The sequence below is a fragment of the Microbacterium sp. GW821-FHT01D02 genome (genome assembly GCF_059422585.1).
Genome location: NZ_JBWKXB010000001.1, coordinates 1,587,974 through 1,608,639 on the forward strand (window position 1 = coordinate 1,587,974; position 20,666 = coordinate 1,608,639).

Below are 20,666 nucleotides of genomic sequence, written 5' to 3' on the forward strand. Positions count from 1 at the left end.
CACCCCGGAGCCGGCCGGATGCCGTCGGGCCTACTTCGACATCCGCAGGGTGAACTGGGACGCGGTGGTCGGCGCGGCCGTGCAGGTGTTCTGGATGAACTCCGCACCGTCGGCGTTGCTGCCGCCGGCGACGAAGAGGCACTTGCCGGAGTGGGAGGCGAGGAGCTGGCTGTAGCCGCTGCCCGCATCCTTCAGACTCCACAGGAAGTGCGGCTCATTGGCGCACGTCCACTGCAGCACCTTCGCGGCGTCGGCCTGGCTCTGGCCGGAGACGGCGAGGCAGGCTCCGGTCGCGGCGTTCTTCAGCTGGAATCGGCCGTCGGCCCGCGGAACCATCGTCCAGCGCTGCGAGGAGGCCCCCGAGATCGTCTGCTGGACGGTCTGGGCGGCGGTGCCGGACACCCCGACCGCCTTGCCGCTGCCGCGGGCGACGATCGTGGCCTGGCCGGCCGCGCGCAGCGTGAACTGCGAGGAGGTCGCGGGCTGGGCCGCGCAGTCGTACTGGACGAACGGGGTGCCGTCTGCGGAGTTGCCGGCCCTGAGCGTGAGGCACTTGCCGGAGTGCGAGGCGACGAGCTGGCTGTAGCCGTTCCCCGCATCCTTCAGGCTCCACAGGAAGTGCGGCTGGTCGGCACAGGCCCATTGGAGCACCGGAGTGCTGTCGGCCTGGCTCTGACCGGAGACCGCGAGGCAGGCTCCGGTCGCGGCGTTCTTCAGCTGGAAGCGACCCTCCGCCTTCGGGATGACGGTCCAGCGCTGCGACGGCGAGTCCGTGATCGTCTGCTGGACGGTCGCGGATGCCGTGCCGGACACGCCGACCGCCTTGCCGCTGACGGGGGCGATGATCGCGATCTGTCCGGAGGGGAGCGCGGCCGCCTTCTGCACGGCGAGGACCGCACTCGTCGCGGTGTTGCCGTTGCCGTCCCGCGCGACGACCGTGTACTGCAGTGCGCCCGCGGGCGCCGCCGTGTCGACGAGGTTCACGGCCGGACGGTTCCACCAGGTCGCATCGGCCGTGGCTGTCGCGACGGGAGCGCTCGTGTCGGAGCGGTGGAGCTCGTAGGTGAGCGTCAGGTCGTCCCGGTCCCAGTTGGCGGGGATGGAGACGCTCACGCGGCGGGCGTCGTCGGCGCTCTGCGTCGCGGTGCCCGTCCAGGTGTCGCCCGCGAGGCGAGGTTTGTCCTTCGCGCCTCCCGGAGGAGCGGTCGAGAAGCGCACGAGCCCTTCGAACTGGCCGTTGTTGACCGAGCGGAACTCCCCGCCGACGGAGATCATGTCGCCGGTGCCCGTGATCGACAGCCCGGCCTGTCCCATTCCGGTGGTCACGCCGACGGCCCAGTCCGGAGTCCAGGCGTACGGCGACGGTGCGGGCGTTCCCGCCCAGTCCTTGTACGCGGGCGCTGCCGGCTGGTGCCCCAGGGTTCCCCGGGCGTCGGTCGTGTACGCCTCGGAGTAGCGGTGCGTGCGCGGGTTCTGCTCCGGGTGGAGACCCATGGTGCTGCAGGCATGGGTGTGGCTCGTCGTGTAGACGACCTTCCCCGTGGAGTAGACGCCGTAGTGATCGCCGAGGCAGTCCGCGATCCAGCGGACCTTGCCGGTGCCCGCCTCGGCCGCGAACGTGCCCTCGAGGTTGCCCACGTCGGCGTTGGCGTACACCCAGCCCGTTCCGTAGACACCGGCGGAGTCGGCCGCGAGGCCGAAGATCCCCGCCTGGCCGGCGTTGGCGCCCGTGTTCGATCCGTTCTTGACGGTCTTGGGCAGCTCCCACCCGGTGTCGACCGCGCCCGTCGTCCGGTCCACGGCGCCGATCCCGCGCAGGGAGGTGTTGCCGCTGATCTGCGAGAAGCGGCCGGCGATGACGACGTCCTTGCCGGCCGGGTCCATCACCATGGCGTCCACCTGCAGGTCGGTCTGCGGCGTCCACGGCAGCAGAGCGCCGTTCGAGGCGTCGAACGCGGTGAGGTTCTTCCTCGCCGTGCCGTTGGCCTGCGTGAACTGTCCGCCCGCGAAGACGCTCGAGCCGGACGTGGAGAGGGCGTACACGCCGGAGCCGCCGATGGACGGGATGAATCCGGGCACCAGCTCGCCCGTCGTCGCGTCGAGGGCGGCGATGTTCCACCGGTCCTTGCCGTTGACCGAGTTGAACGATCCGCCGATGTAGATGCGGCTTCCGTCGGGTGAGGCCGTGACGGCCTTGATGACGCCGTTGACCTTGGGGGCGAACGGCAGCAGCGTCCCGGTGCCGATGTCGTAGGCGAGCACGTTGGAGCGCGCCGTGAGGGCGGTGCCGGGCGCGGCCTTCGGCTCCCGCGCGTTGTCGAACTTGCCGACCGCGTACACGGTGGACCCGATGGTCGTCTGCGCCCACACGTACCCGTTGTCGATCTGCACGGTCGGGATCGGATCGGACGTGACGACGCCGTCGTCGCGTTGCAGGAGGGGAGGTGGTGCCGGCGTCACCGCCGCCGTCGCTGCTCCCCCTCCGAACGAGACCAGACCGGCCGTGACGAGGACGCCGATGACGGCCCCGACGACTCCCTTGCGAGCGCGCTTCAGCGCGATTCTCTTCCCCATGATGTGCTTCCCCAGTCATCTGACGCCGACGCTCCGTCGGCGCGACATCGCAGCGCGATCCGAACCGCGAGAGCTTCCCCGAGAATGCTCATCTGAACCGGCCGGCGCGCGACGGCGAACCCCATGCAGCACGATAGCGCGCAATGCGTAACACAATACCATGGGTCCGGCGTCGCCGAGACGGCGGGTCGGAGGCCTACGCGCCGGGCCGGGAGGCGCCGGGCTGCCGCGGCGCCCGCAGGTTCCGGAGCTTGGCGATCAGCATCGCGGCGCGCGTCAGCTCCGCGCCGAGGATCGCCAGGATGACGAGCGCCGCGATCCAGTACAGCTCGGTGACGTTGCCGACCTCGCCGGACTCGGCGTAGCTGGTCGTGGTCGAGGGGGCCTCCGGGAGCGCGGGCGCGGCGTCCGCGGTGCGGTGCTGGTACTCCACGCCGAGCTGCTCCGCGATCGCCTGCAGGTTGGCCTCGTCGATGACGGACAGGGCGTCGGCGCCCTCGTACTGGATGTAGCCGGCCCCGTCCTCGGAGACGCCGCCGGTCGTGATCCGCATCGGTCCGCCCTCGGTGGTGCCGTAGCCGAACACCCCGCCCGCGTCGGTGTACTTCGCGCTCGCGTCGAACGACTCCGGCTCCGTGTCGACCGTCTGCTCGCCGTCGCCGAAGTAGAAGACCATGCGTGAACGGTCGGGGGACGACGAGGCCGCCGAGGCGAGGGTCTCCGACAGCAGCGGAGCCGCGACGCCGATCGAGCTCCCGCGGGACTGGCTCGTGACCTCGGGGCGCAGCACCTCGAGCGAGCCCATCAGCGCGGTGGTGTCGGTGGTGAGGGGCATCCGCAGTTCGGCCGCCGCATCCGAGGTGATGAGGGCGAATCTCGCGCCCGGGTACTCCTCGACCAGCGCCCGCACGTCGTCGCGGATGCCGTCGAGTCGCGGTTCGTCGTCGCCCCAGTCCTCGGCCACGATGCTCGCCGTGGTGTCGACGACGAGCACGATGTCGGTGTCGGTCGCGAGCGTCTGGGTGGCGCCGCCGGGGATGCCGGGACGCAGCAGCAGCACGGCGCACGCGAGCACCAGCACCACGCGCATCGCCCACAGGGCGCGTTGCCCCGCGAGCGCTCGCGGATCGGCGGTGGCGACGCCGGCGGACTTCGGCGGTCGCACCAGCATCCAGACGGCCAGCGCGAGGACGGGGACGCACAGCAGGGCGATCAGCAGGGGGTGGAGGACGGGCTGGAAGATCACAGTCGCACCCTCCACAGCACCACGACGAGGCCGAGCAGGCCGACCGAGAGCAGAACGATCCAGAGGTTCGGCGTGTCCGTCCAGACCACCTGCACCTCGCCGCGCAGCTCCGTCGCCTCCTGCTCCTGCACCTGGGCGACGATGTCCGCGACCGTCGTCGTATCGCGCAGGCCGAAGGCGGCCCCGCCGGTGGCCTCGGCCGCTGCGGAGAGCTCCGCGCTGACATCGGCGTCCTTGCCCTGCACCGGGTTCAGCGCGAAGACGCGCACGTCCTTCGATGCGGCATAGGCGGCGGCCTCTTCGAGGGTCACGATCGAGGCGCCGTTCACCTCGTTGTCGGTCGCGAAGATCACGGAGCGCGAGCGCTCGTCGTCCGGGCGGTCGAAGCCCATCGTGCAGGCGGCCAGGCCGTCGCCGATCAGGGACGCGCCGTCTCCGTTGAGCGTCCCGACCCAGTGCTCGGGGATCTGGTCGACGTAGTCGAAGCTCTCCGTCATGCTCGCCAGGTGCTCGCGGATGAAGTCGTAGTCGTCGGTCAGCGGGAAGATCTGCACCGGGGAGCTGTTGAAGATCGTCAGTCCGATCCGCTCGCCCTCGAACCCGTCCAGCAGCTCGTCGAACACCGTCAGCACCTCGACGTCGACCTCGGTCATCGACCCCGAGACGTCGAGGCACAGCATGATGTCGCGGCTCGTGTTCACGGGCTGGATGGTCTGCGCCGACATCGGCCGGGCGGCCACCACACCGGCGACGACGGCCGTCAGCGCGCCCAGCGCGAGGATGCCGGAGAGCGCGACGGCTCGACGGGCGAGCGCGCGGCGGAACGTCGGGAGGGCGCGCAGCCGCTCGGCGCGGGCGACCCGGGCCGCGTCGCCGCCGCGGACGCGATCGCCCTTCCGCAGTCCGAGGATGAGGCCGACCGTGAGCGCGATCAGCACCACGGCGACCGCGGCCACCAGCATCCACACGTTCGCTAGTGCCATGTGCGCACCACCGTCCGCGCGGCCTCGGCGCCGGCAACCGGATCGATCGCGGGCCCCTGGCGGAAGATGCTGGGGTAGTAGTGGCGGCCCATCGCGTCGATGAGCGCGGGGTGCACACCCCGGGCCACCAGGTCGTCGAGCGCGAGCACCGGGGCCTCCAGGCCGCTGTACTCGTTCACGAACGTGCGGACCACCCGGCTCAGCTCGAGGTTCGCCTGCCGGGCGGACATCCGGCGTTCGCGGTAGTCGGTCTCGATCTGCTGGATGCGGGCGAGGTACTCGGTGCGCAGCTGCGAGAGCACGTCGATGATCAGCGGAGGGTTCCCCGAGTTGTCGTCGGCGGGCGGGAGGGTGCGGCGCGGACGCGTGAGCACGATGAGCAGCCAGGCGCCCAGCACCAGGAGGGCGAGGATGCCGATCGCGAGCAGCATCCATCCCCACCCGTACTGCGCCGGAGGGTAGAGCTCGTCAGAGCCGGGCATTCGACCTCCGATTCAGCAGGTGCAGCAGCTGCGTGACGGCGTCGTCCTGCCCGTCCAGGGCGGAGTGGCTGATCTCCAAACGCGTGAGGATCTCGGCGAGGTGCGCGGCATCCGCCTCGCGCTGTGCGGTCAGCTCCTGCACGATGCCGTGGTCGCCCTGTACGAAGTCCGGCACCTGCCAGCGGCTGTCGACGTCGCTGCGGATGCGGCCGGTGGCGTGGTCGAGCACGGGCTCGGCGTCGCGCAGCGTGAGCCACAGCACGTCGTGCTGCACGCGCAGACGGCGCAGCATCCGCTCGGTCTCGCTCGTGACCGGGGCCTCGTCGGTGATGACGACGACGATCATGCGGCGGGCGATCGTACGGGTGACGAAGGAGAGCAGGGCGTCGCGGTCGCTCGGTGCGGAGCTCTCGTCGATGGTGCGGTCGATCGTGCGGAGCGCGTGCTCCAGGGCGCCCTCGCTGCGGCCCGGGGCCAGGCGGCGCACCTTCGCGGCGTCGCCGTAGACCGTGGTGAAGTCGTCGCCGTGGCGCAGCGTCAGCACGCCGAGCACGCCCGTGGCGAGGATCGCCAGCTCCTTCTTGGACTTCTCGTCCGCCGCGAGGGCCGACATGGAGCGGCCGGTGTCGACCACGAACATCACGGTGTGCATGCGGGTCGCGCGGGAGCGCTTCACCAGAGGTGTTCCCAGCCGGGCGGTCGCCCGCCAGTCGATGTCGCGCACCTGATCGCCGTACTCGTACTTGCGCAGGTCCTCGAAGTCGAGGCTCCGACCGCGCAGCAGCGACGCGTAGGCGCCGTCGAGCGCGTGCAGCGACTTGCGCGTCGAGTGGATGAAGAGCTTGCTCTTCACCTGCGTGATCAGGCTGGCCATGGACGGATCAGGGCGTGGGGACCGACGCGAAGATCTGGTCGATGATCTCCTCGCTGCGGATGCCCTCGGCGTCGGCCTCGAACGTGAGCAGCACGCGGTGGCGGAGCACGAGGTGGCGGAGTTCGCGGATGTCTTCGGGCAGCACGTGGGAGCGGCCCTTCAGCAGCGCCAGCGCCCGCGAGGCCTGCAGGAACGCGATGCTCGCCCGGGGGCTCGCGCCGTACTTGATGAACCGGGCGCGCTCCTCGCCGATGTACGGCGCGGGGTTCCGGGTGACGTAGGCGATCGACACGATGTAGTTGCGGATCGCGGGGTCGACGTAGATGCGGCTCGCGACGTCCTGCAGCAGGTGCACGTCGTCGAGGCTGACGGCGCTGGCCACGTGCCGGTCGGGGTCGAGCACGCCGGAGTCGATGCGGCTCAGGACCTCGAGCTCCTCGGCCGGGCTCGGGTACTCCACGATCTCCTTGAGCAGGAAGCGGTCCATCTGCGCCTCGGGCAGCTCGTACGTGCCCTCCTGCTCGATCGGGTTCTGCGTCGCGATCACGAGGAACGGCTTCGGCAGGTGGTGGATCTCGCCGCCGATCGTGGTCTGGTGCTCCTGCATCGCCTCGAGCATCGCGCTCTGCGTCTTCGCGCTGGAGCGGTTGATCTCGTCGAGCAGCACGAAGTTCGCGTGCACCGGGCCGAGCACGGTGCGGAACGAGCCGGTCGCCGCGTCGTAGATCTGGTTGCCGGTGATGTCGCTCGGCAGCAGGTCGGGGGTGCACTGGATGCGCTTGAACTGCGCCTTCACGGTGTCGGCGAGCGTGCTGGCGGCGGTGGTCTTGGCGAGGCCCGGGACGCTCTCCAGCAGGATGTGGCCGCCGGCGATGAGGGACACCAGCAGGCTCGTGCGCAGCCGGTCCTGGCCGACCATCTTCGCCGAGTACGAGGCGGAGATGATCCGTAGCACCTCGGTCGCCCTGGCCATCTCGGCACCGGTCGGTGCGCCGTTCGCGGCGACCGCGGCCGGGGCGGGCGGGGGAGGAGGAGCGGGGGTCGTCCGCTGGTCAGGCGTGGAGTACTCGGTCATCTGGTTGCTCCCTCGTTCCGGGACGCACGTCACGGCCATCCCCCGCGGACCAGCGTAATCGCATCCGCTCCACCCCCTGCTAACGTCGAAGAGCAGCCGCGTTCCGGGCAGGTCGAGCATTCCGCTCCCGCCGGGACAGAACTGTTCCTCGCTCGGATGCGGCCGCGCCCGATACATGACTGAAGAGTATGAGGACAATACGTGACGAGTAGAGAACGAGTAGCGATCATCGGCGCCGGCCCCTCGGGCATGGCGCAGCTGCGGGCCTTCGAATCCGCAGCCCGCGCGGGGGCGGAGATCCCCGAGCTGGTCTGCTTCGAGAAGCAGGCCGACTGGGGCGGCCAGTGGAACTTCACCTGGCGGACCGGACTCGACGAGTTCGGGGAGCCGGTGCACTCCAGCATGTACCGCAACCTGTGGTCGAACGGCCCGAAGGAGGCGCTGGAGTTCGCGGACTACAGCTTCGACGAGCACTTCGGTCGCCCGATCTCCTCCTATCCGCCGCGTCCGGTGCTGTGGGACTACATCGCCGGGCGTGTGGAGAAGACCGACGTCCGCGACCTGATCCGCTTCCAGACCGTGGTGCGCTGGATCGAGTTCGACAGCGAGCGCGAGGTGTTCACGCTCACCAGTGAAGACCTGCCGACCGGGCAGTCGGTCACGGAGGAGTTCGACCGCGTGATCATCGCGAGCGGGCACTTCTCCTTCCCGAACGTGCCCGACTTCGCGGGCATCGAGACGTTCCCCGGCTACATCAGCCACGCGCACGACTTCCGCGGCGCGGAGGCGTTCGAGGACAAGGACGTGCTCGTGATCGGCGCGAGCTACTCCGCGGAGGACATCGGCAGCCAGGCGTTCAAGATGGGCGCCCGCTCGGTGACCGCGAGCTTCCGCTCGGCCCCGATGGGTTACGACTGGCCCGAGGGCATCGAGGAGCGCCCGGTGATCGAGCGCTTCGAGGGCAGCACCGCCTTCTTCGCCGACGGCACCTCGAAGCACATCGACGCGGTCATCCTGTGCACCGGATACCTGCACAAGTACCCGTTCCTCCCCGACGACCTCGCGCTGTCCTCGCCGAACAACGTCTACCCTGACGGCCTGTACCGCGGCGTGGTGTGGCAGGGCAACCCGCGTCTGACCTACCTCGGTGCGCAGGACCAGTGGTTCACCTTCAACATGTTCGACGCGCAGGCCTGGTACGTGCGCGACCTGATCCTCGGCCGCCTCGCGCTGCCCGACGAGCAGGAGCGCGCCGCATCCATCGCCGAGTGGCGCACACGATTCGGGCAGATCGACTCGGCCGCCGCGGAGATCCGCTTCCAGGCCGACTACATCCGCGACCTGCTGGAGCTCACCGACTACCCGGAGTTCGACATCGACCGGGTCGTCGAGATCTTCCTCGCGTGGAAGCGCGACAAGAAGGACGACATCATGGGCTACCGCGACCGCGTGTACGAGTCGGTCATGACGGGCACCATCGCCGTCGTGCACCACACGCCCTGGCTCGAGGAGCTCGACGACTCCCTGGAGCGCTACCTCGACGTGGACCCGGATGCCGTGGAGCCGACCCGGAGCATCGGCGGACTGCCGCACGACGACGACCGTGAGGTCCTCGCCACGGCCTGACCGCCCGGCGGATCGACGACGCCCCTCCACCCTTCCGGGTGCGAGGGGCGTCGTCGTGCGTGGGGTCAGGCGGGGGCGACGGTCTTCGCTCCGCGGGCGCGGCCCACCCAGACGACGCCCGCGGCCACGCCGATGATCGCGATCGCGATACCGACGATGTACCCCGAGACGCCGAGGTAGCCGCCGGGCACCTGGTGCGGGTCGAGGAACGGGTACGGGTACCACCAGGCGTTGCCGGTGAGGGGAGCGGTGATGAGGTTCGCGCGGATCAGCGTGTACCCCGCCCACGCGAGCGGGAAGATCGCGGCGATGAAGATCGTCGACCACGGCAGCGCCCGCCGGCGCGGCGCGAACAGCACGTCGAGGAGCATGGCGAGCGGGAGGATGACGTGCATGCTCTCGTTGGTCCACACCTCCGAGACGCCGTCGAGGGGGATGTTGCGCAGCAGCAGGTTGTACACGATGCCGGTGACGATCATGTAGGTGCTCACGCACGCGAACAGCGTGGCGAGCCAGCGCGGCTCCGGATCGTTCCGTCCGCGGGTGCGCAGCATCCACACCGCGCCGATCACGAACGTCACGACGGCACCGATGTTCGAGAGCACGGTGAAGTAGCTGAAGAAGTTCGTCACGACCGTGGGGAGGTGACTTCCCCACTCCGTCGTGGACGCCTGAGCGTTGCCGACGCTCTGCGCCAGCTGGCGGATCAGTGCCGCCGTGCCGAGAAGGGCTGCGGCGATGCGCAGATAGGGCCACCAGGTCGTCATTTCGCCTCCGTCGGCAACTGTAGTGGCAGGTTTCGATAGACCGCGGCACCGATATATCGATATCGTCGGACCGTTCACGCAGAACGCGCATGGCGGAGGGGCATATGAGCGAAGGCGGAAGCAGCACGATCGACGCGACCGGAGCGAAGAAGCGACGGTTCCGTCGCGCCGGTCTCAGCATCCAGTCCAAACTCCTCATCATGCTGCTGGGGGTGAGCCTGGTCTCCTCGGTCATCGTCGGTGCGATCGGATTCGTGAACGGGCGGCAGTCGCTGCACGAATCCGCGGTCGACCAGCTGACCACCATCCGCTCGATGCGTGCGGCGGAGATCACGACCTTCATCGAGAGTGTGCGGCGAGATGCCTCTCTGAACAGCCGCAACCTCAGCGCGCAGAGCATGTCGACGGCGATCAACGGCGGATTCGCCGAGCTGTCCGACGTCGAGGTCGACGAGGCGCAGCGGACCGAGCTCGAGGCGTACTACGCCGACACGTTCATCCCCGAGCTCGAGTCGCGTTCGGGCGAGGAGTACGGCGACACGGCCTTCATCCCCGACTCCGCGGCCGGGCAGTACGTGCAGCTCCAGTACGCGCTGGGCAACAAGGACTTCGACGCCGATTACGACGCCCAGCTGCTGCTCAACGACAGCGGCGACGGCACCAGCTACTCGACGGCGACGGAACGCTACGGCGACTACTTCACCCGCCTGATCCAACAGGCCGGCTATGAGGATGCCCTGCTTCTCAACCTCGACGGCGACGTCACCTTCTCCGCTTACAAGGGCGTCGAGCTGGGAACGAACCTCCTCACCGGGCCGTACCGGGACTCCGCGCTGTCGAAGGCGTATGCCGAGGCGATCGCCACGAACTCGGTGAACAGCGTCGTGCTCACCGACTTCGATCGCTGGATCCCCTCGCTGAACGTCCCGACGATGTGGGTCGTCTCGCCGGTCGGCAACGACAGCGGCATCACGGGGGCGATGGCGTTCCAGATCTCGGTCGACACGATCAACGGCGTGATGACCGGTGACGAGCAGTGGAAGGCGCAGGGGCTCGGCGACACCGGCGAGGTCTACCTGGTCGGACGCGACGACCTCATGCGCTCCACGGCGCGCCGGCTCGTGGAGGATCCGGCCGACTACATCAAGCGGCTGATCAGCGGAGGCATGGCGCCGACCGTCGTCGAGCGGATCAAGCAGGTCGAGGGCACCGTCCTGCTGCAGCCCGTCGACACGAAGGCCGTGCAGGAGGCGCAGGCGGGACGCACCGGCACCGTCGTGGGGCGCGACTTCATCGGCGGGGAGAGCGTCACGACCTACGCACCCCTCGACATCGAGGGTCTCGACTGGGTCGTGATCGCCCGCATCGACACGGCCGAGGCATTCGAGCCCGTGAACGTCTTCACCCGCAACGTGCTGCTCTCGCTGCTCGGCATCCTCCTCGGGGTCTCGCTGCTGTCGCTGCTGCTCGCCCAGGTGTTCACCCGTCCGATCCATCGCCTCGTGGGCGCCGTGCACCGCGTGGCGGAGGGTGACCTCGACGTGCAGGTGCCGCAGGGCTCGCGGGACGAGTTCGGCGATCTCGGCAGCGCGTTCAACGACATGGCGTCGAGTCTGCGGATCAAGCAGGACCTGATCGAGGAGCAGCAGAAGGAGAACGAGAAGCTGCTGCACACGCTGATGCCCGAGAGCGTCGCGACCAAGTACAAGCAGGGCGAGGAGGCGATCACCGAGGCGCACGAGAACGTGTCGGTCGTGTTCGCCGAGCTCGTCGGCTTCGACGACCTCGCCCGCGGCATGAGCGCGGAGGAGGAGATCGGGCTGCTGAACACCCTGATGCGCGGCTTCGATGAGGCGGCGGAGAAGGCCGGTGTCGAGAAGGTGCGCACCCTGCGCGGCGGCTACCTCGCCTCCTCGGGACTCATCGTGCCGCGGGTCGACAACATCCGGCGCACGGTCGACTTCGCGCGCAGCCTGGTCGGCGTGCTGGAGCGATTCAACGCGCAGAACGGCACCCAGATCGGACTGCGGGCCGGTGTCGACACCGGCACGGTCACGAGTGGTCTCGTCGCGCGGACCAGCCTCGCGTACGACCTCTGGGGCGACGCCGTGAACCTCGCCTACCGGGTGCGCTCGGTCACGGGCGAGCCCGGCATCTACGTGAGCCAGACCGTCCGCGACCGCACGCAGGAGATCGTCACCTACGTCGAGGCCGGGACGGTGGAGACGCAGGGCAGGACCGAGACCGTGTGGAAGGTGGTCTGATCATGGGCGACGTGTTCACGGACGGCTGGGGCTGGTGGCTCATCGGTCTCGCGGTCGGTGTGCCCGTGGTCCTCGTCGTCCTCACCGAGCTCATCGGCACGCTGACGCGGCGGAACAACCCGGTCGCGAAGCCGCTGCGGATGCTGCGCAACTGGGTCATCCCGGTGGGTGCGCTGTTCGCGCTGCTGGTGTTCGCGATCCAGTCGCCCGCCGATCAGGTGTGGACGCGCGTCGTGGCGACCGTGTTCGGCTTCCTCGTGATCCTGCTCGTGCTGTCGGCGTTCAACGTCGCGCTGTTCGCCAACGCGAAGCCGGGTTCGTGGCGCGAGCGCATCCCCTCGATCTTCGTGGAGATCGGCCGCCTCGTCCTGGTGGGCGTCGGCCTCGCGCTGCTGTTCTCCTGGGTGTGGGATGCCGATGTCGGCGGACTCTTCACGGCTCTCGGCGTCGGATCGATCGTGATCGGCCTCGCCCTGCAGAACGCGGTGGGCGGGGTCATCTCCGGTCTGCTGCTGCTGTTCGAGCAGCCCTTCAAGATCGGCGACTGGCTCGACACCGGCGGGGTGAAGGGCCGGGTCGTCGAGGTGAACTGGCGGGCCGTGCACATCGACACCGGTTCGGGCATCCAGATCGTGCCGAACTCCACGCTCTCCGGGGCCTCGTTCACGAACATGAGCGAGCCCGAAGGGCCCTACTACTCCGAGACGGCCGTGAAGTTCTCGACGGATGACCCGCCGCACGAGGTGATCGCCCTCCTGGTCGAGGTGGCCGACTCCCTGCCGATGCGGCTGCAGCGTGAGCGCGCGACGGTCGACTACTCCGGCGCCGGGGCGTACTCGGTGTCGATCCCGGTGGCCGGCCCGGCGGATGCCTCCCGCGCCCTTTCCATGTACCTGTCCTGGCTCTGGTACGCGTCGCGGCGTCGTGGTTTCGCACTCGACGGCGACTCCACCGATCCGCTCGCCGAGCCGCAGCGGCTGGTCGAGGCCATCCAGGAGATCGCCCCCACGCTGCACCTGCGCGACGGCGACTTCGACGAGGTGCTCGCCGCGGCGAGGCTGGAGCGCTACGGCGTCGGCGAGATCGTGATGCCCAGCGGCGTCGTCCCCGACGAGGTCCGGGTCGTGCTGTCCGGCCGGGCGGTGCTGGCGCTCGAGGTCGACGACGGGCGCGTCGAGTTCGCCCACGCCGAGAAGGGCGACCTGATCGGGCAGACCGCTCTCACCCGCGAGCGCACGCAGGCCGTGACCGTCGCCGGCGAGATCCTCACCGTGGTCGTGCTGCCCCTCGACACGATCGACGCCCTGATCCGCACCCGCCCGCGTCTGGCGGTCGAGATCGGCGAATCGCTCGAGCTGAAGCGGAGCCTCGCCGCGACCCGGCTGGCCGACCTCGGCCTCGCTCGGGGCCTCATCACCGGACGCTGAACGGCTCGCGTCTCAGGTCCGTCGGCGCCACCGCAGGCGGGTGATGAGCACGCCGAGCAGGCAGAGCGCTCCGCCGAGGAACATCAGCGGCGTCGGCACCTCGCCGAGGATCGCCCACGACATGAGGATCGCGATCGCCGGCACGACGTAGGTGGTCGCCGAGGTCTGCCCGGCGGTGCTGCGCTGGAGCACATAGGCCCAGGTGGTGAAGGCGATCGCGGTCGGGAAGATGCCGAGGTAGACGACCCACAGCGTCGCATCCAGCGGTGCCGTCTGGAGCGACCCGATGAGGGTGCCGATCCAGGGCAGCAGCGCGATCGTGCCGACGCCCGCACCGAGCCAGGTCAGGGTGGTCGGGTCGACACCCGAGGTGAGCAGGCGCTTCTGCACGAGCGTGCACCCGGCGTACATGACCGCGGCGAGGAGCGCGAGCAGCAGGCCCGTGATGTCGGGGCCCGTGCTGGTCGACGAGTTCATGCCGATCAGCACGACGCCGAGGAACGCGATCGGGGCCCCGATGACGAGCGGCTTGGGGAACCCCTCGCGCAGGAACAGCCCGCTGAAGACGACGACCATGAGCGGAGCGAGATTCACGACCATCGCCGCGGTGCCGGCGTCGAGCGTCAGCTCCGCGCTGTTGAGGGCCAGGTTGTAGACGCAGAACCAGCCGATGCCCCACGCCGCGATGAGCAGCCAGTGGCGGCGCTCGGGCAGACGGATGCCGTGCCGCACGGCGATGACCGTGAGCACGGCGGTGCCGACCGCCATGCGCAGCAGCGCCATCGCGCCGGGGTCGAAGTGCGGACCGGCGCCGCGGATGCCGATGAAGGCGGACGCCCACAGCACCACCGTCACCAGGGCCGCGAGGAGCACGAGCGCACCCTGCTTCTTCGGTGCGTCGGTGCTGGTGGATTCGGTGGTGCTCGTGCGGATCCCGGGATCGCCGGATGCGGCTTCTGCCATCCTTCGATCCTCGCAGGGGCCGCGGACATCGGTCGACCCCGCGAAGCGCCATCCGCCGTCGCTTTCCCGCCGACCGCGGGCCGTCGGCCGAAAGGGGCCCGAGCCCCCTTCGCTAAGATGGAGTCGCCCGAAGAGGGCCAGCTCATCGGCCGGTGCAAACCCGGCGAAAGCAGGGGGGACACCCATGCCAGGAATCGTTATCGTCGGCGTGCAGTGGGGCGACGAAGGAAAGGGCAAGGCCACCGATCTTCTCGGTGAGCGCACCGACTGGGTGGTGAAGTTCAACGGCGGCAACAACGCCGGGCACACCGTCGTGGTGGGCGACGAGAAGTACGCGCTGCACCTGCTGCCCTCCGGCATCCTCTCTCCCGGGGTCAACCCGGTCATCGGCAACGGCGTCGTCATCGACCTCGAGGTGCTGTTCTCCGAGCTGGAGGCCCTGTCCGCCCGCGGCATCGACGTGTCGCGGCTCAAGGTCAGCGCCAACGCGCACATCATCACGCAGTACCACCGCACGCTCGACAAGGTCACCGAGCGCTTCCTCGGCAAGCGCAACATCGGCACCACGGGCCGCGGCATCGGCCCGGCATACGCCGACAAGATCAACCGCGTCGGCATCCGTGTGCAGGACCTGTTCGACGAGAACATCCTGCGTCAGAAGGTCGAGGGTGCGCTCGATCAGAAGAACCACCTGCTGGTGAAGGTGTTCAACCGCCGCGCGGTGACCTGCGACGAGATCGTCGAAGACCTCCTGTCGTACGCCGAGCGCCTGCGGCCGATGGTCGCCGACACCGGCTACCTGATCGCCGAGGCCCTGGACCGCGGCGAGGTCGTCGTGTTCGAGGGCGGCCAGGCGACCATGCTCGACATCGATCACGGCACCTACCCGTTCGTGACCTCGTCGTCCGCCACCGCGGGCGGAGCCTCGACCGGTGCCGGCGTCGGCCCCGGTGCGCTCGACCGCATCGTCGGCATCGTCAAGGCGTACACGACCCGCGTCGGCTCGGGTCCGTTCCCGACCGAGCTCTTCGACGAGCAGGGTGAGTGGCTGCGCAAGCAGGGCTTCGAGTTCGGCACCACCACCGGCCGTCCGCGCCGGGTGGGCTGGTACGACGCCCCGATCACGCGCTACGCGACGCGCATCAACGGCATCACGGACCTGGTGCTCACCAAGCTCGACATCCTCACCGGACTCGAGCAGATCCCCGTGTGCGTCGCCTACGACGTCGACGGCGAGCGCTTCGACGAGGTGCCGGTGAACCAGACCGACTTCCACCACGCGAAGCCGATCCTGGAGTACTTCCCCGGCTGGAACGAGGACATCTCGGTCGCGCGCACCTTCGAGGACCTGCCGCAGAACGCGCAGGACTACGTGCTCGCGCTCGAGAAGATGAGCAACACCCGCATCTCGGTGATCGGCGTCGGCCCCGAGCGCGACCAGGTCATCGTCCGCCACGATCTGCTCGACTGATCCGGCCCGCCATGACGCGATTCTGGCTCGGCGGCTACGGTGCCGCGATGGATGGTTCCGCCGACGGCGTCGGCCTGCTCGCGGGTGACGAGGGTCGTGAGGCCAGCACGCTCGCCTACCGCGGCGCGGTCGTGCAGACGCCGTCGCCGTCGTGGTTGGCGCAGCATCCGTCCCTCGACGTCGTCTACGCGGCGCTCGAGGGCGACGCGGCCGTGCAGGCCTTCGCGCGAACGGGGGAGTCCGCCCTCACCCCGCTGGGTCCGCCCGCCGCGGTGGGCCAGTACGTCTGCCATGTCGCCGTCGCGCTGAACGGCTCGTCCCTGGTCGCCAGCTGCTACGGCGACGGACGTGTGGTGCGCTTCGGCCTCGACGCGGACGGCCGTATCGTCCCCGCGAAGCCGGATGCCGCGGCCGCACTCCGCGCGGCGCTGTTCGGGGACGACGTGGATCCGGATGCTCCGGCCGCGACTCCTCCCGGAGACGGCGTCGCCGCGGTCGATCCGTACGCGGTCGGCGGGGAGCGCACCTCGCACGCGCACGCCGCCACCTACCTGCCGGACGGCCGTATCGCGACCACCGACCTCGGCTTCGACCTGGTGCGGATCTGGCGTCAGAGCAGCAGCGGGCTCGTCCTCGACCACGAGGTCGTGCTCCCGCTCGGCACAGGCCCGCGGCACATGGTCCTCCACCCCAGCGGGCACCTGCACATCGTCACCGAGTACTCGTGCGAGGTGTTCACGCTGGCGGCCGCGCCGGACGGCACCTGGAGCGTGGTGTCGTCGACCCTGTCGAGCCCGATCGCCCAGGTCGGCACCGATTTCCCGGCCGAGCTCGCCCGGTCGCGCGACGGACAGTTCCTCTACACGGCCCTGCGCGGCAGCAACACGATCGCGGCGCTGCGCGTGCGCGGCGGAGGCGAAGCGCTGGAGTCCGTGGCGCTCGCGGATTCGGGAGTCGACTGGCCGCGGCACCACCTGGTGCACGAGGGCAAGATGCTCGTCGCCGGACAGCGCTCCGACACCATCACGCTGCTCGACCTCGACGAGCGCACGGGCGCGCCGCTCGGCATCCGCCACGAGGCGCAGGTGCCCACGCCGACGCACTTCCTCCCCGTCCGCTGACGGCGGTCGGGCGGCGCGGCGGAGGCAGCCCTCCATTCAGAGCGGTGACTCCGCGCCATCCGCTTGACCTCAACCTTACTTGAGGTTCTAGCGTCGTCTCCATGACCTCGGAGACCGGACAGGTGTCGACCCCGGATGCGGCCGCACCGCGCATCGTGAGCAGTGAGTACCTCTGGATCACGATCGGCGCGTGCGCGCTTGTGTTCCTGGGGGCGTTCGAGTCCCTGGCGGTGACGACCGTGATGCCGACGGTGAGCGCCGACCTCGGGGGCGACCGGTTGTACGCGCTCGCGTTCGCCGGACCGCTGGCCACCGGCGTCATCGGCATGGTGATCGCGGGGAACTGGGCCGACCGGCGCGGTCCGGTCGCCCCGCTCTACACGGCTGTCGCGATGTTCATCGTGGGGCTGCTGATCGCGGGTCTCGCGCCGAACATGGAGGTGCTGGTCGCCGGGCGCTTCGCCCAGGGGCTCGGCAGCGGCGGGCTGATGGTGGCGCTCTATGTCGTGGTCGCGCGCGTCTACCCGCAGGCGCTCCATCCGGCGATCTTCGCGGGGTTCGCGGCCGCCTGGGTCATCCCCTCGCTCATCGGTCCGACGGTCGCGGGGCTCGTGACCGAGCTCTGGAGCTGGCACTGGGTCTTCCTCGGCGTCGTGATCCTGGTGCTCGTCGCGCTGCTGATGGTGATCCCCGCGCTTCGCGGTCTCGCGAACGAGGGGGATCCCGCCACCCCGTGGGCGTACGGGCGCCTCGGCTGGTCGGTGCTCGCCGCCGTCGCCGTGCTCGCGCTGAACCTCGTCGGCGACATCCCCGGTGTCGGACCCGTGCTCGCCATCGTCGCCGTGGTGGTCGCGCTGATCGCCGTGCGGCCGCTGGTGCCCCGGGGCACGCTTCGCGCGCGACGGGGTCTGCCCTCCGTGATCCTCGTCCGCGGCGTCGCGGCGGCAGGGTTCTTCGGGGCGCAGGTCTACCTGCCCTATCTCCTCACCGATCGCTACGAGCTCACGCCGACGCTCGCAGGCCTCGCCCTCACCGGGGGCGCCCTCGCCTGGTCCGCGGCTGCGACGGTGCAGGGACGGATGGGTGCTCGTCTCTCCAGCGTGGCCGCGGTGCGTCTCGGCACGGTCCTCGTACTGCTCGGGATCCTGCTGACTCTCGCGACCGCCGGCTTCGGCTGGGACGCTCTGGTCGTGGCCGTCGCCTGGGCGATCTCCGGCATGGGGATGGGACTGATGAGCCCGCGCACCAGCGCCCTCACGCTCGCGATGTCCACGCCGGAGACCCAGGGGTTCAACAGCGGCGCCATGACCGTCGCCGACTCGTTCGGGAGCGCCCTCGCACTCGCCGTCACCGGAACGCTGTTCACCGCGCTGGCCGCTGCCGATCCGTTCCTCGGAGTGTTCGCGCTCGCCGCAGTGGTCGCCTTCGCCGCGGCGGTCCTCGCTCCACGGATCCGTGTCGCCTCCGATGCGACGGACGCCGCGGCCGAGGAGCACTGAGGGTCGCGCGCTGATTTGCGCGGGTGGGGCCGCATCCGTACTCTGATGAACGGTGTTCAGGTGAACACCGTTCAGGAAGGAATCCCGATGACCGCTTCACCCCGCGACACCAGTGCGACCCTCGGCCGCGTGGCCGTGTTCGCCGCCCTCATCATCGTGCTCGGGACCGTCGTCGTCCCCCTCCCCAGCGGCGTCCCGATCACGGGGCAGACCCTCGGCGTGATGCTCGCGGGTCTCATCCTCGGCCCGCGCATCGCGCCGTTGTCCATCGCGCTGGTGCTCGCCCTCGCCGCCGTCGGTCTCCCCGTGCTGGCGGGTGGACGCGGCGGGCTCGGCGTCTTCGTCGGACCGACCGTGGGGTACATGATCGGCTGGATCGCCGCCGTCGTCGTGATCGGTCTCATCATGCGCACCGGGCGCTTCACCTGGTGGCGTTCGGCGCTCGCGGCGCTGGTCGGCGGCGTGCTCGTCGTGTACGCGTTCGGCATCCCCGTCCAGGCGCTCGTGACGGGCGTCCCGCTCGACCTCACGGCGCTGTCGAGCCTCGCCTTCCTCCCCGGCGACCTGATCAAGGTGACGGCGGCGACGCTCGTGGTCGTGGCCCTGCGCCGCGCCTACCCGCGTGCTTTCGCCGACCGTCGCCCGGTCGCCGCCGCCACCGTGGGACCCGCCGCGGCCTGACCCTCCGACGGCCGGTTCCGACCGCCCGCTCCGTTCCGCCACGCCGGGTCGGGAACAAGTCGCCCGTGACTCGGCGTTGGGCTTGAGCGAGACTGGACGACGGAACCGGCCGACGGAGAGGTGCCAGGCATGACTGCTGCGGAGAAGACCGACGAGTACGACCTGATCGTCCTGGGCGGAGGGCCGGTGGGCGAGAACGTCGCCGACCGGGCCGTGCAGGGCGGACTCAGCGCGATCATCGTGGAGAGCGAGCTGGTCGGAGGTGAATGCTCCTACTGGGCGTGCATGCCCTCGAAGGCGCTGCTCCGCTCGGCGCAGGCGCTCCGGGCCGCGCAGCACGTGGCCGGTTCGTCGCAGGCGGTGACCGGGAAGCTCGACGTGCGGGCGGTGTTCGACCGCCGCGACTCGTTCACGAGCAACTGGTCCGACGACGGCCAGGTGAAGTGGCTCGACTCGGCCGGCATCGACCTGGCCCGGGGCCACGGCCGGATCACGGGCGAGCGCGAGGTGACCGTGACGGATGCCGACGGGGCCGAGCGCGTGCTCCGCGCTCGGCATGCGGTCGCGATCAGCACCGGCTCGGATGCCGTGATCCCCCCGATAGACGGGCTCCGCGAGGCCTCCCCGTGGACCAGCCGCGAGGCGACCAGCGCCGAAGAGCTGCCGGAGAGCCTGGCGGTGATCGGCGGAGGCGTCGTCGCGGTCGAGATGGCCACGGCCTACGCGGCGCTCGGCTCGAAGGTCACCGTGATCGCCCGCAGCGGTCTGCTCGGCGGGATGGAGCCGTTCGCGGGCGAGCGTGTGGCCGCGGGGCTGAAGGAGTTCGGGGTGGACGTGCGCACCGGCACGGAGACGACATCCGTGCGCCGCGGTGCCGACGGCGTGACGATCACCCTCGGGGACGGCGAGGAGATCACCGCGACGGAGGTGCTCGCCGCGACGGGACGGTCCGCCCGCAGCGGAGACATCGGACTCGACGTGGTCGGCCTGGAACCCGGCCGCTGGATCGAGACGGACGACACCCTGCGCGTCCCCGGCAACGACTGGCTGTACGCCGTCGGCGACGTGAACGGACGCGTGCTGCTCACGCACCAGGGGAAGTACCAGGCGCGTGCCGCCGGCGACGTGATCGTCGCGCGGGCGAAGGGCGCGGACGTGGACGACGCCCCGTGGGGCCGTCATGTCGCGACGGCCGACCAGGCCGCGGTGCCGCAGGTCACGTTCTCGATCCCCGAGGTCGCCTCGGTCGGACTCACCGAGGCCGCCGCGCGCGACGCCGGCCGGGAGATCCAGGTCGTCGACTACGACCTGGGCTGGGTCGCGGGAGCGAGTCTCTATGAAGACGGATTCGAGGGACAGGCGCGGCTCGTGATCGACACGGCGCGCGACGTCGTGATCGGCGCCACGTTCGTCGGTCCCGAGGTCGCGGAGCTCGTGCACGCCGCCACCGTGGCGATCGTGGGCGAGGTGCCCATCGCCCGGCTGTGGCACGCGGTGCCCTCGTATCCCACGATCAGCGAGATCTGGCTCCGGCTGCTGGAAGGGTACGGTCGCGACTCCGCGTGACCCCGCATCGGGGCAATCCGATCACGGGATCGTGCCGAACAGGATCC

16 protein-coding genes are annotated in these 20,666 nt (G+C 70.1%); 8 read left to right on the forward strand and 8 right to left on the reverse strand.

Translation table 11 applies throughout. The features are described 5' to 3' along the window. Window positions 1–30: 30 nt before the first annotated feature. The 6 genes from AC07VM_RS07885 to AC07VM_RS07910 all read right to left on the reverse strand — a co-directional run bounded on the left by AC07VM_RS07885 (window position 31) and on the right by AC07VM_RS07910 (window position 7,234). Window positions 31–2,574 carry an RICIN domain-containing protein gene (locus AC07VM_RS07885; RefSeq protein ID WP_494910605.1) on the reverse strand — a complete coding sequence of 848 codons (2,544 nt, stop codon included), beginning with the start codon at window positions 2,572–2,574 and terminating at the stop codon, window positions 31–33. 196 nt (window positions 2,575–2,770) lie between these two features. Beyond that, window positions 2,771–3,820 (reverse strand): vWA domain-containing protein, encoded by a 1,050-nt coding sequence (locus AC07VM_RS07890; protein WP_494910606.1) that lies wholly within the window; start codon window positions 3,818–3,820, stop codon window positions 2,771–2,773. Next, window positions 3,817–4,803: a VWA domain-containing protein gene (locus tag AC07VM_RS07895; protein ID WP_494910607.1), complete on the reverse strand. Its 987-nt coding sequence runs from the start codon at window positions 4,801–4,803 to the stop codon at window positions 3,817–3,819. Before AC07VM_RS07895 ends, AC07VM_RS07890 begins: the two co-directional genes overlap by 4 nt. Then, window positions 4,794–5,285, reverse strand: a complete 492-nt coding sequence (locus AC07VM_RS07900) for a hypothetical protein (RefSeq protein ID WP_267416701.1) — start codon at window positions 5,283–5,285, stop codon at window positions 4,794–4,796. The genes AC07VM_RS07895 and AC07VM_RS07900 overlap by 10 nt, the downstream gene beginning before the upstream one ends. Next, window positions 5,272–6,159 carry a DUF58 domain-containing protein gene (locus AC07VM_RS07905; protein ID WP_494910608.1) on the reverse strand — a complete coding sequence of 296 codons (888 nt, stop codon included), beginning with the start codon at window positions 6,157–6,159 and terminating at the stop codon, window positions 5,272–5,274. The genes AC07VM_RS07900 and AC07VM_RS07905 overlap by 14 nt, the downstream gene beginning before the upstream one ends. A 7-nt stretch (window positions 6,160–6,166) precedes the next feature. After that, the gene (locus AC07VM_RS07910; protein WP_494910609.1) at window positions 6,167–7,234 is read right to left on the reverse strand and encodes an AAA family ATPase; all 1,068 of its coding nucleotides are present in this window, start codon (window positions 7,232–7,234) and stop codon (window positions 6,167–6,169) included. Between the two features lie 201 nt (window positions 7,235–7,435). Between AC07VM_RS07910 and AC07VM_RS07915 the strand changes: the two genes are divergently transcribed. After that, window positions 7,436–8,860 carry a trimethylamine monooxygenase gene (locus AC07VM_RS07915; RefSeq protein WP_267416703.1) on the forward strand — a complete coding sequence of 475 codons (1,425 nt, stop codon included), beginning with the start codon at window positions 7,436–7,438 and terminating at the stop codon, window positions 8,858–8,860. Between the two features lie 65 nt (window positions 8,861–8,925). Here AC07VM_RS07915 and AC07VM_RS07920 read toward each other — a convergent pair whose 3' ends face one another. Then, complete coding sequence (locus AC07VM_RS07920) at window positions 8,926–9,627, reverse strand: Pr6Pr family membrane protein (protein WP_494910610.1); 702 nt, start codon at window positions 9,625–9,627, stop codon at window positions 8,926–8,928. 104 nt (window positions 9,628–9,731) lie between these two features. Here AC07VM_RS07920 and AC07VM_RS07925 point away from each other — a divergent pair, with 104 nt between their 5' ends. Both AC07VM_RS07925 and AC07VM_RS07930 read left to right on the forward strand, forming a co-directional pair. Continuing rightward, window positions 9,732–11,891 (forward strand): adenylate/guanylate cyclase domain-containing protein, encoded by a 2,160-nt coding sequence (locus AC07VM_RS07925; RefSeq protein ID WP_267416706.1) that lies wholly within the window; start codon window positions 9,732–9,734, stop codon window positions 11,889–11,891. A gap of 2 nt (window positions 11,892–11,893) precedes the next feature. Continuing rightward, complete coding sequence (locus AC07VM_RS07930; protein ID WP_494910611.1) at window positions 11,894–13,318, forward strand: mechanosensitive ion channel domain-containing protein; 1,425 nt, start codon at window positions 11,894–11,896, stop codon at window positions 13,316–13,318. 12 nt (window positions 13,319–13,330) lie between these two features. On the opposite strand, the gene AC07VM_RS07935 is transcribed toward AC07VM_RS07930, so the two are convergent. Continuing rightward, a complete protein-coding gene (locus AC07VM_RS07935) occupies window positions 13,331–14,281 on the reverse strand; it encodes a DMT family transporter (RefSeq protein ID WP_494910612.1) in 951 nt (316 codons plus the stop codon). A 184-nt stretch (window positions 14,282–14,465) separates the two neighbouring features. On the opposite strand from AC07VM_RS07935, the gene AC07VM_RS07940 reads away from it, so the two are divergent. The 5 genes from AC07VM_RS07940 to AC07VM_RS07960 all read left to right on the forward strand — a co-directional run bounded on the left by AC07VM_RS07940 (window position 14,466) and on the right by AC07VM_RS07960 (window position 20,619). Further along, window positions 14,466–15,752 carry an adenylosuccinate synthase gene (locus AC07VM_RS07940; protein ID WP_267416710.1) on the forward strand — a complete coding sequence of 429 codons (1,287 nt, stop codon included), beginning with the start codon at window positions 14,466–14,468 and terminating at the stop codon, window positions 15,750–15,752. 11 nt (window positions 15,753–15,763) lie between these two features. Then, window positions 15,764–16,873 (forward strand): lactonase family protein, encoded by a 1,110-nt coding sequence (locus tag AC07VM_RS07945; protein ID WP_494910613.1) that lies wholly within the window; start codon window positions 15,764–15,766, stop codon window positions 16,871–16,873. A 101-nt stretch (window positions 16,874–16,974) separates the two neighbouring features. Continuing rightward, window positions 16,975–18,372 (forward strand): MFS transporter, encoded by a 1,398-nt coding sequence (locus tag AC07VM_RS07950; protein WP_494910614.1) that lies wholly within the window; start codon window positions 16,975–16,977, stop codon window positions 18,370–18,372. A gap of 87 nt (window positions 18,373–18,459) precedes the next feature. Then, a complete protein-coding gene (locus tag AC07VM_RS07955; RefSeq protein ID WP_494910615.1) occupies window positions 18,460–19,053 on the forward strand; it encodes a biotin transporter BioY in 594 nt (197 codons plus the stop codon). A gap of 129 nt (window positions 19,054–19,182) precedes the next feature. Further along, the gene (locus AC07VM_RS07960) at window positions 19,183–20,619 is read left to right on the forward strand and encodes a dihydrolipoyl dehydrogenase family protein (protein ID WP_494910616.1); all 1,437 of its coding nucleotides are present in this window, start codon (window positions 19,183–19,185) and stop codon (window positions 20,617–20,619) included. Window positions 20,620–20,666 lie beyond the last annotated feature (47 nt).

Bases quoted from the DNA above. Each gene is read 5' to 3' on its own strand.
- AC07VM_RS07900 (WP_267416701.1), bottom strand. From the start codon at position 5,285: ATGCCCGGCTCTGACGAGCTCTACCCTCCGGCGCAGTACGGGTGGGGA.
- AC07VM_RS07940 (WP_267416710.1), top strand. From the start codon at position 14,466: ATGCCAGGAATCGTTATCGTCGGCGTGCAGTGGGGCGACGAAGGAAAG.
- AC07VM_RS07925 (WP_267416706.1), top strand. From the start codon at position 9,732: ATGAGCGAAGGCGGAAGCAGCACGATCGACGCGACCGGAGCGAAGAAG.
- AC07VM_RS07935 (WP_494910612.1), bottom strand. From the start codon at position 14,281: ATGGCAGAAGCCGCATCCGGCGATCCCGGGATCCGCACGAGCACCACC.
- AC07VM_RS07930 (WP_494910611.1), top strand. From the start codon at position 11,894: ATGGGCGACGTGTTCACGGACGGCTGGGGCTGGTGGCTCATCGGTCTC.
- AC07VM_RS07955 (WP_494910615.1), top strand. From the start codon at position 18,460: ATGACCGCTTCACCCCGCGACACCAGTGCGACCCTCGGCCGCGTGGCC.
- AC07VM_RS07905 (WP_494910608.1), bottom strand. From the start codon at position 6,159: ATGGCCAGCCTGATCACGCAGGTGAAGAGCAAGCTCTTCATCCACTCG.
- AC07VM_RS07950 (WP_494910614.1), top strand. From the start codon at position 16,975: ATGACCTCGGAGACCGGACAGGTGTCGACCCCGGATGCGGCCGCACCG.
- AC07VM_RS07910 (WP_494910609.1), bottom strand. From the start codon at position 7,234: ATGACCGAGTACTCCACGCCTGACCAGCGGACGACCCCCGCTCCTCCT.
- AC07VM_RS07945 (WP_494910613.1), top strand. From the start codon at position 15,764: ATGACGCGATTCTGGCTCGGCGGCTACGGTGCCGCGATGGATGGTTCC.
- AC07VM_RS07895 (WP_494910607.1), bottom strand. From the start codon at position 4,803: ATGGCACTAGCGAACGTGTGGATGCTGGTGGCCGCGGTCGCCGTGGTG.
- AC07VM_RS07885 (WP_494910605.1), bottom strand. From the start codon at position 2,574: ATGGGGAAGAGAATCGCGCTGAAGCGCGCTCGCAAGGGAGTCGTCGGG.
- AC07VM_RS07920 (WP_494910610.1), bottom strand. From the start codon at position 9,627: ATGACGACCTGGTGGCCCTATCTGCGCATCGCCGCAGCCCTTCTCGGC.
- AC07VM_RS07960 (WP_494910616.1), top strand. From the start codon at position 19,183: ATGACTGCTGCGGAGAAGACCGACGAGTACGACCTGATCGTCCTGGGC.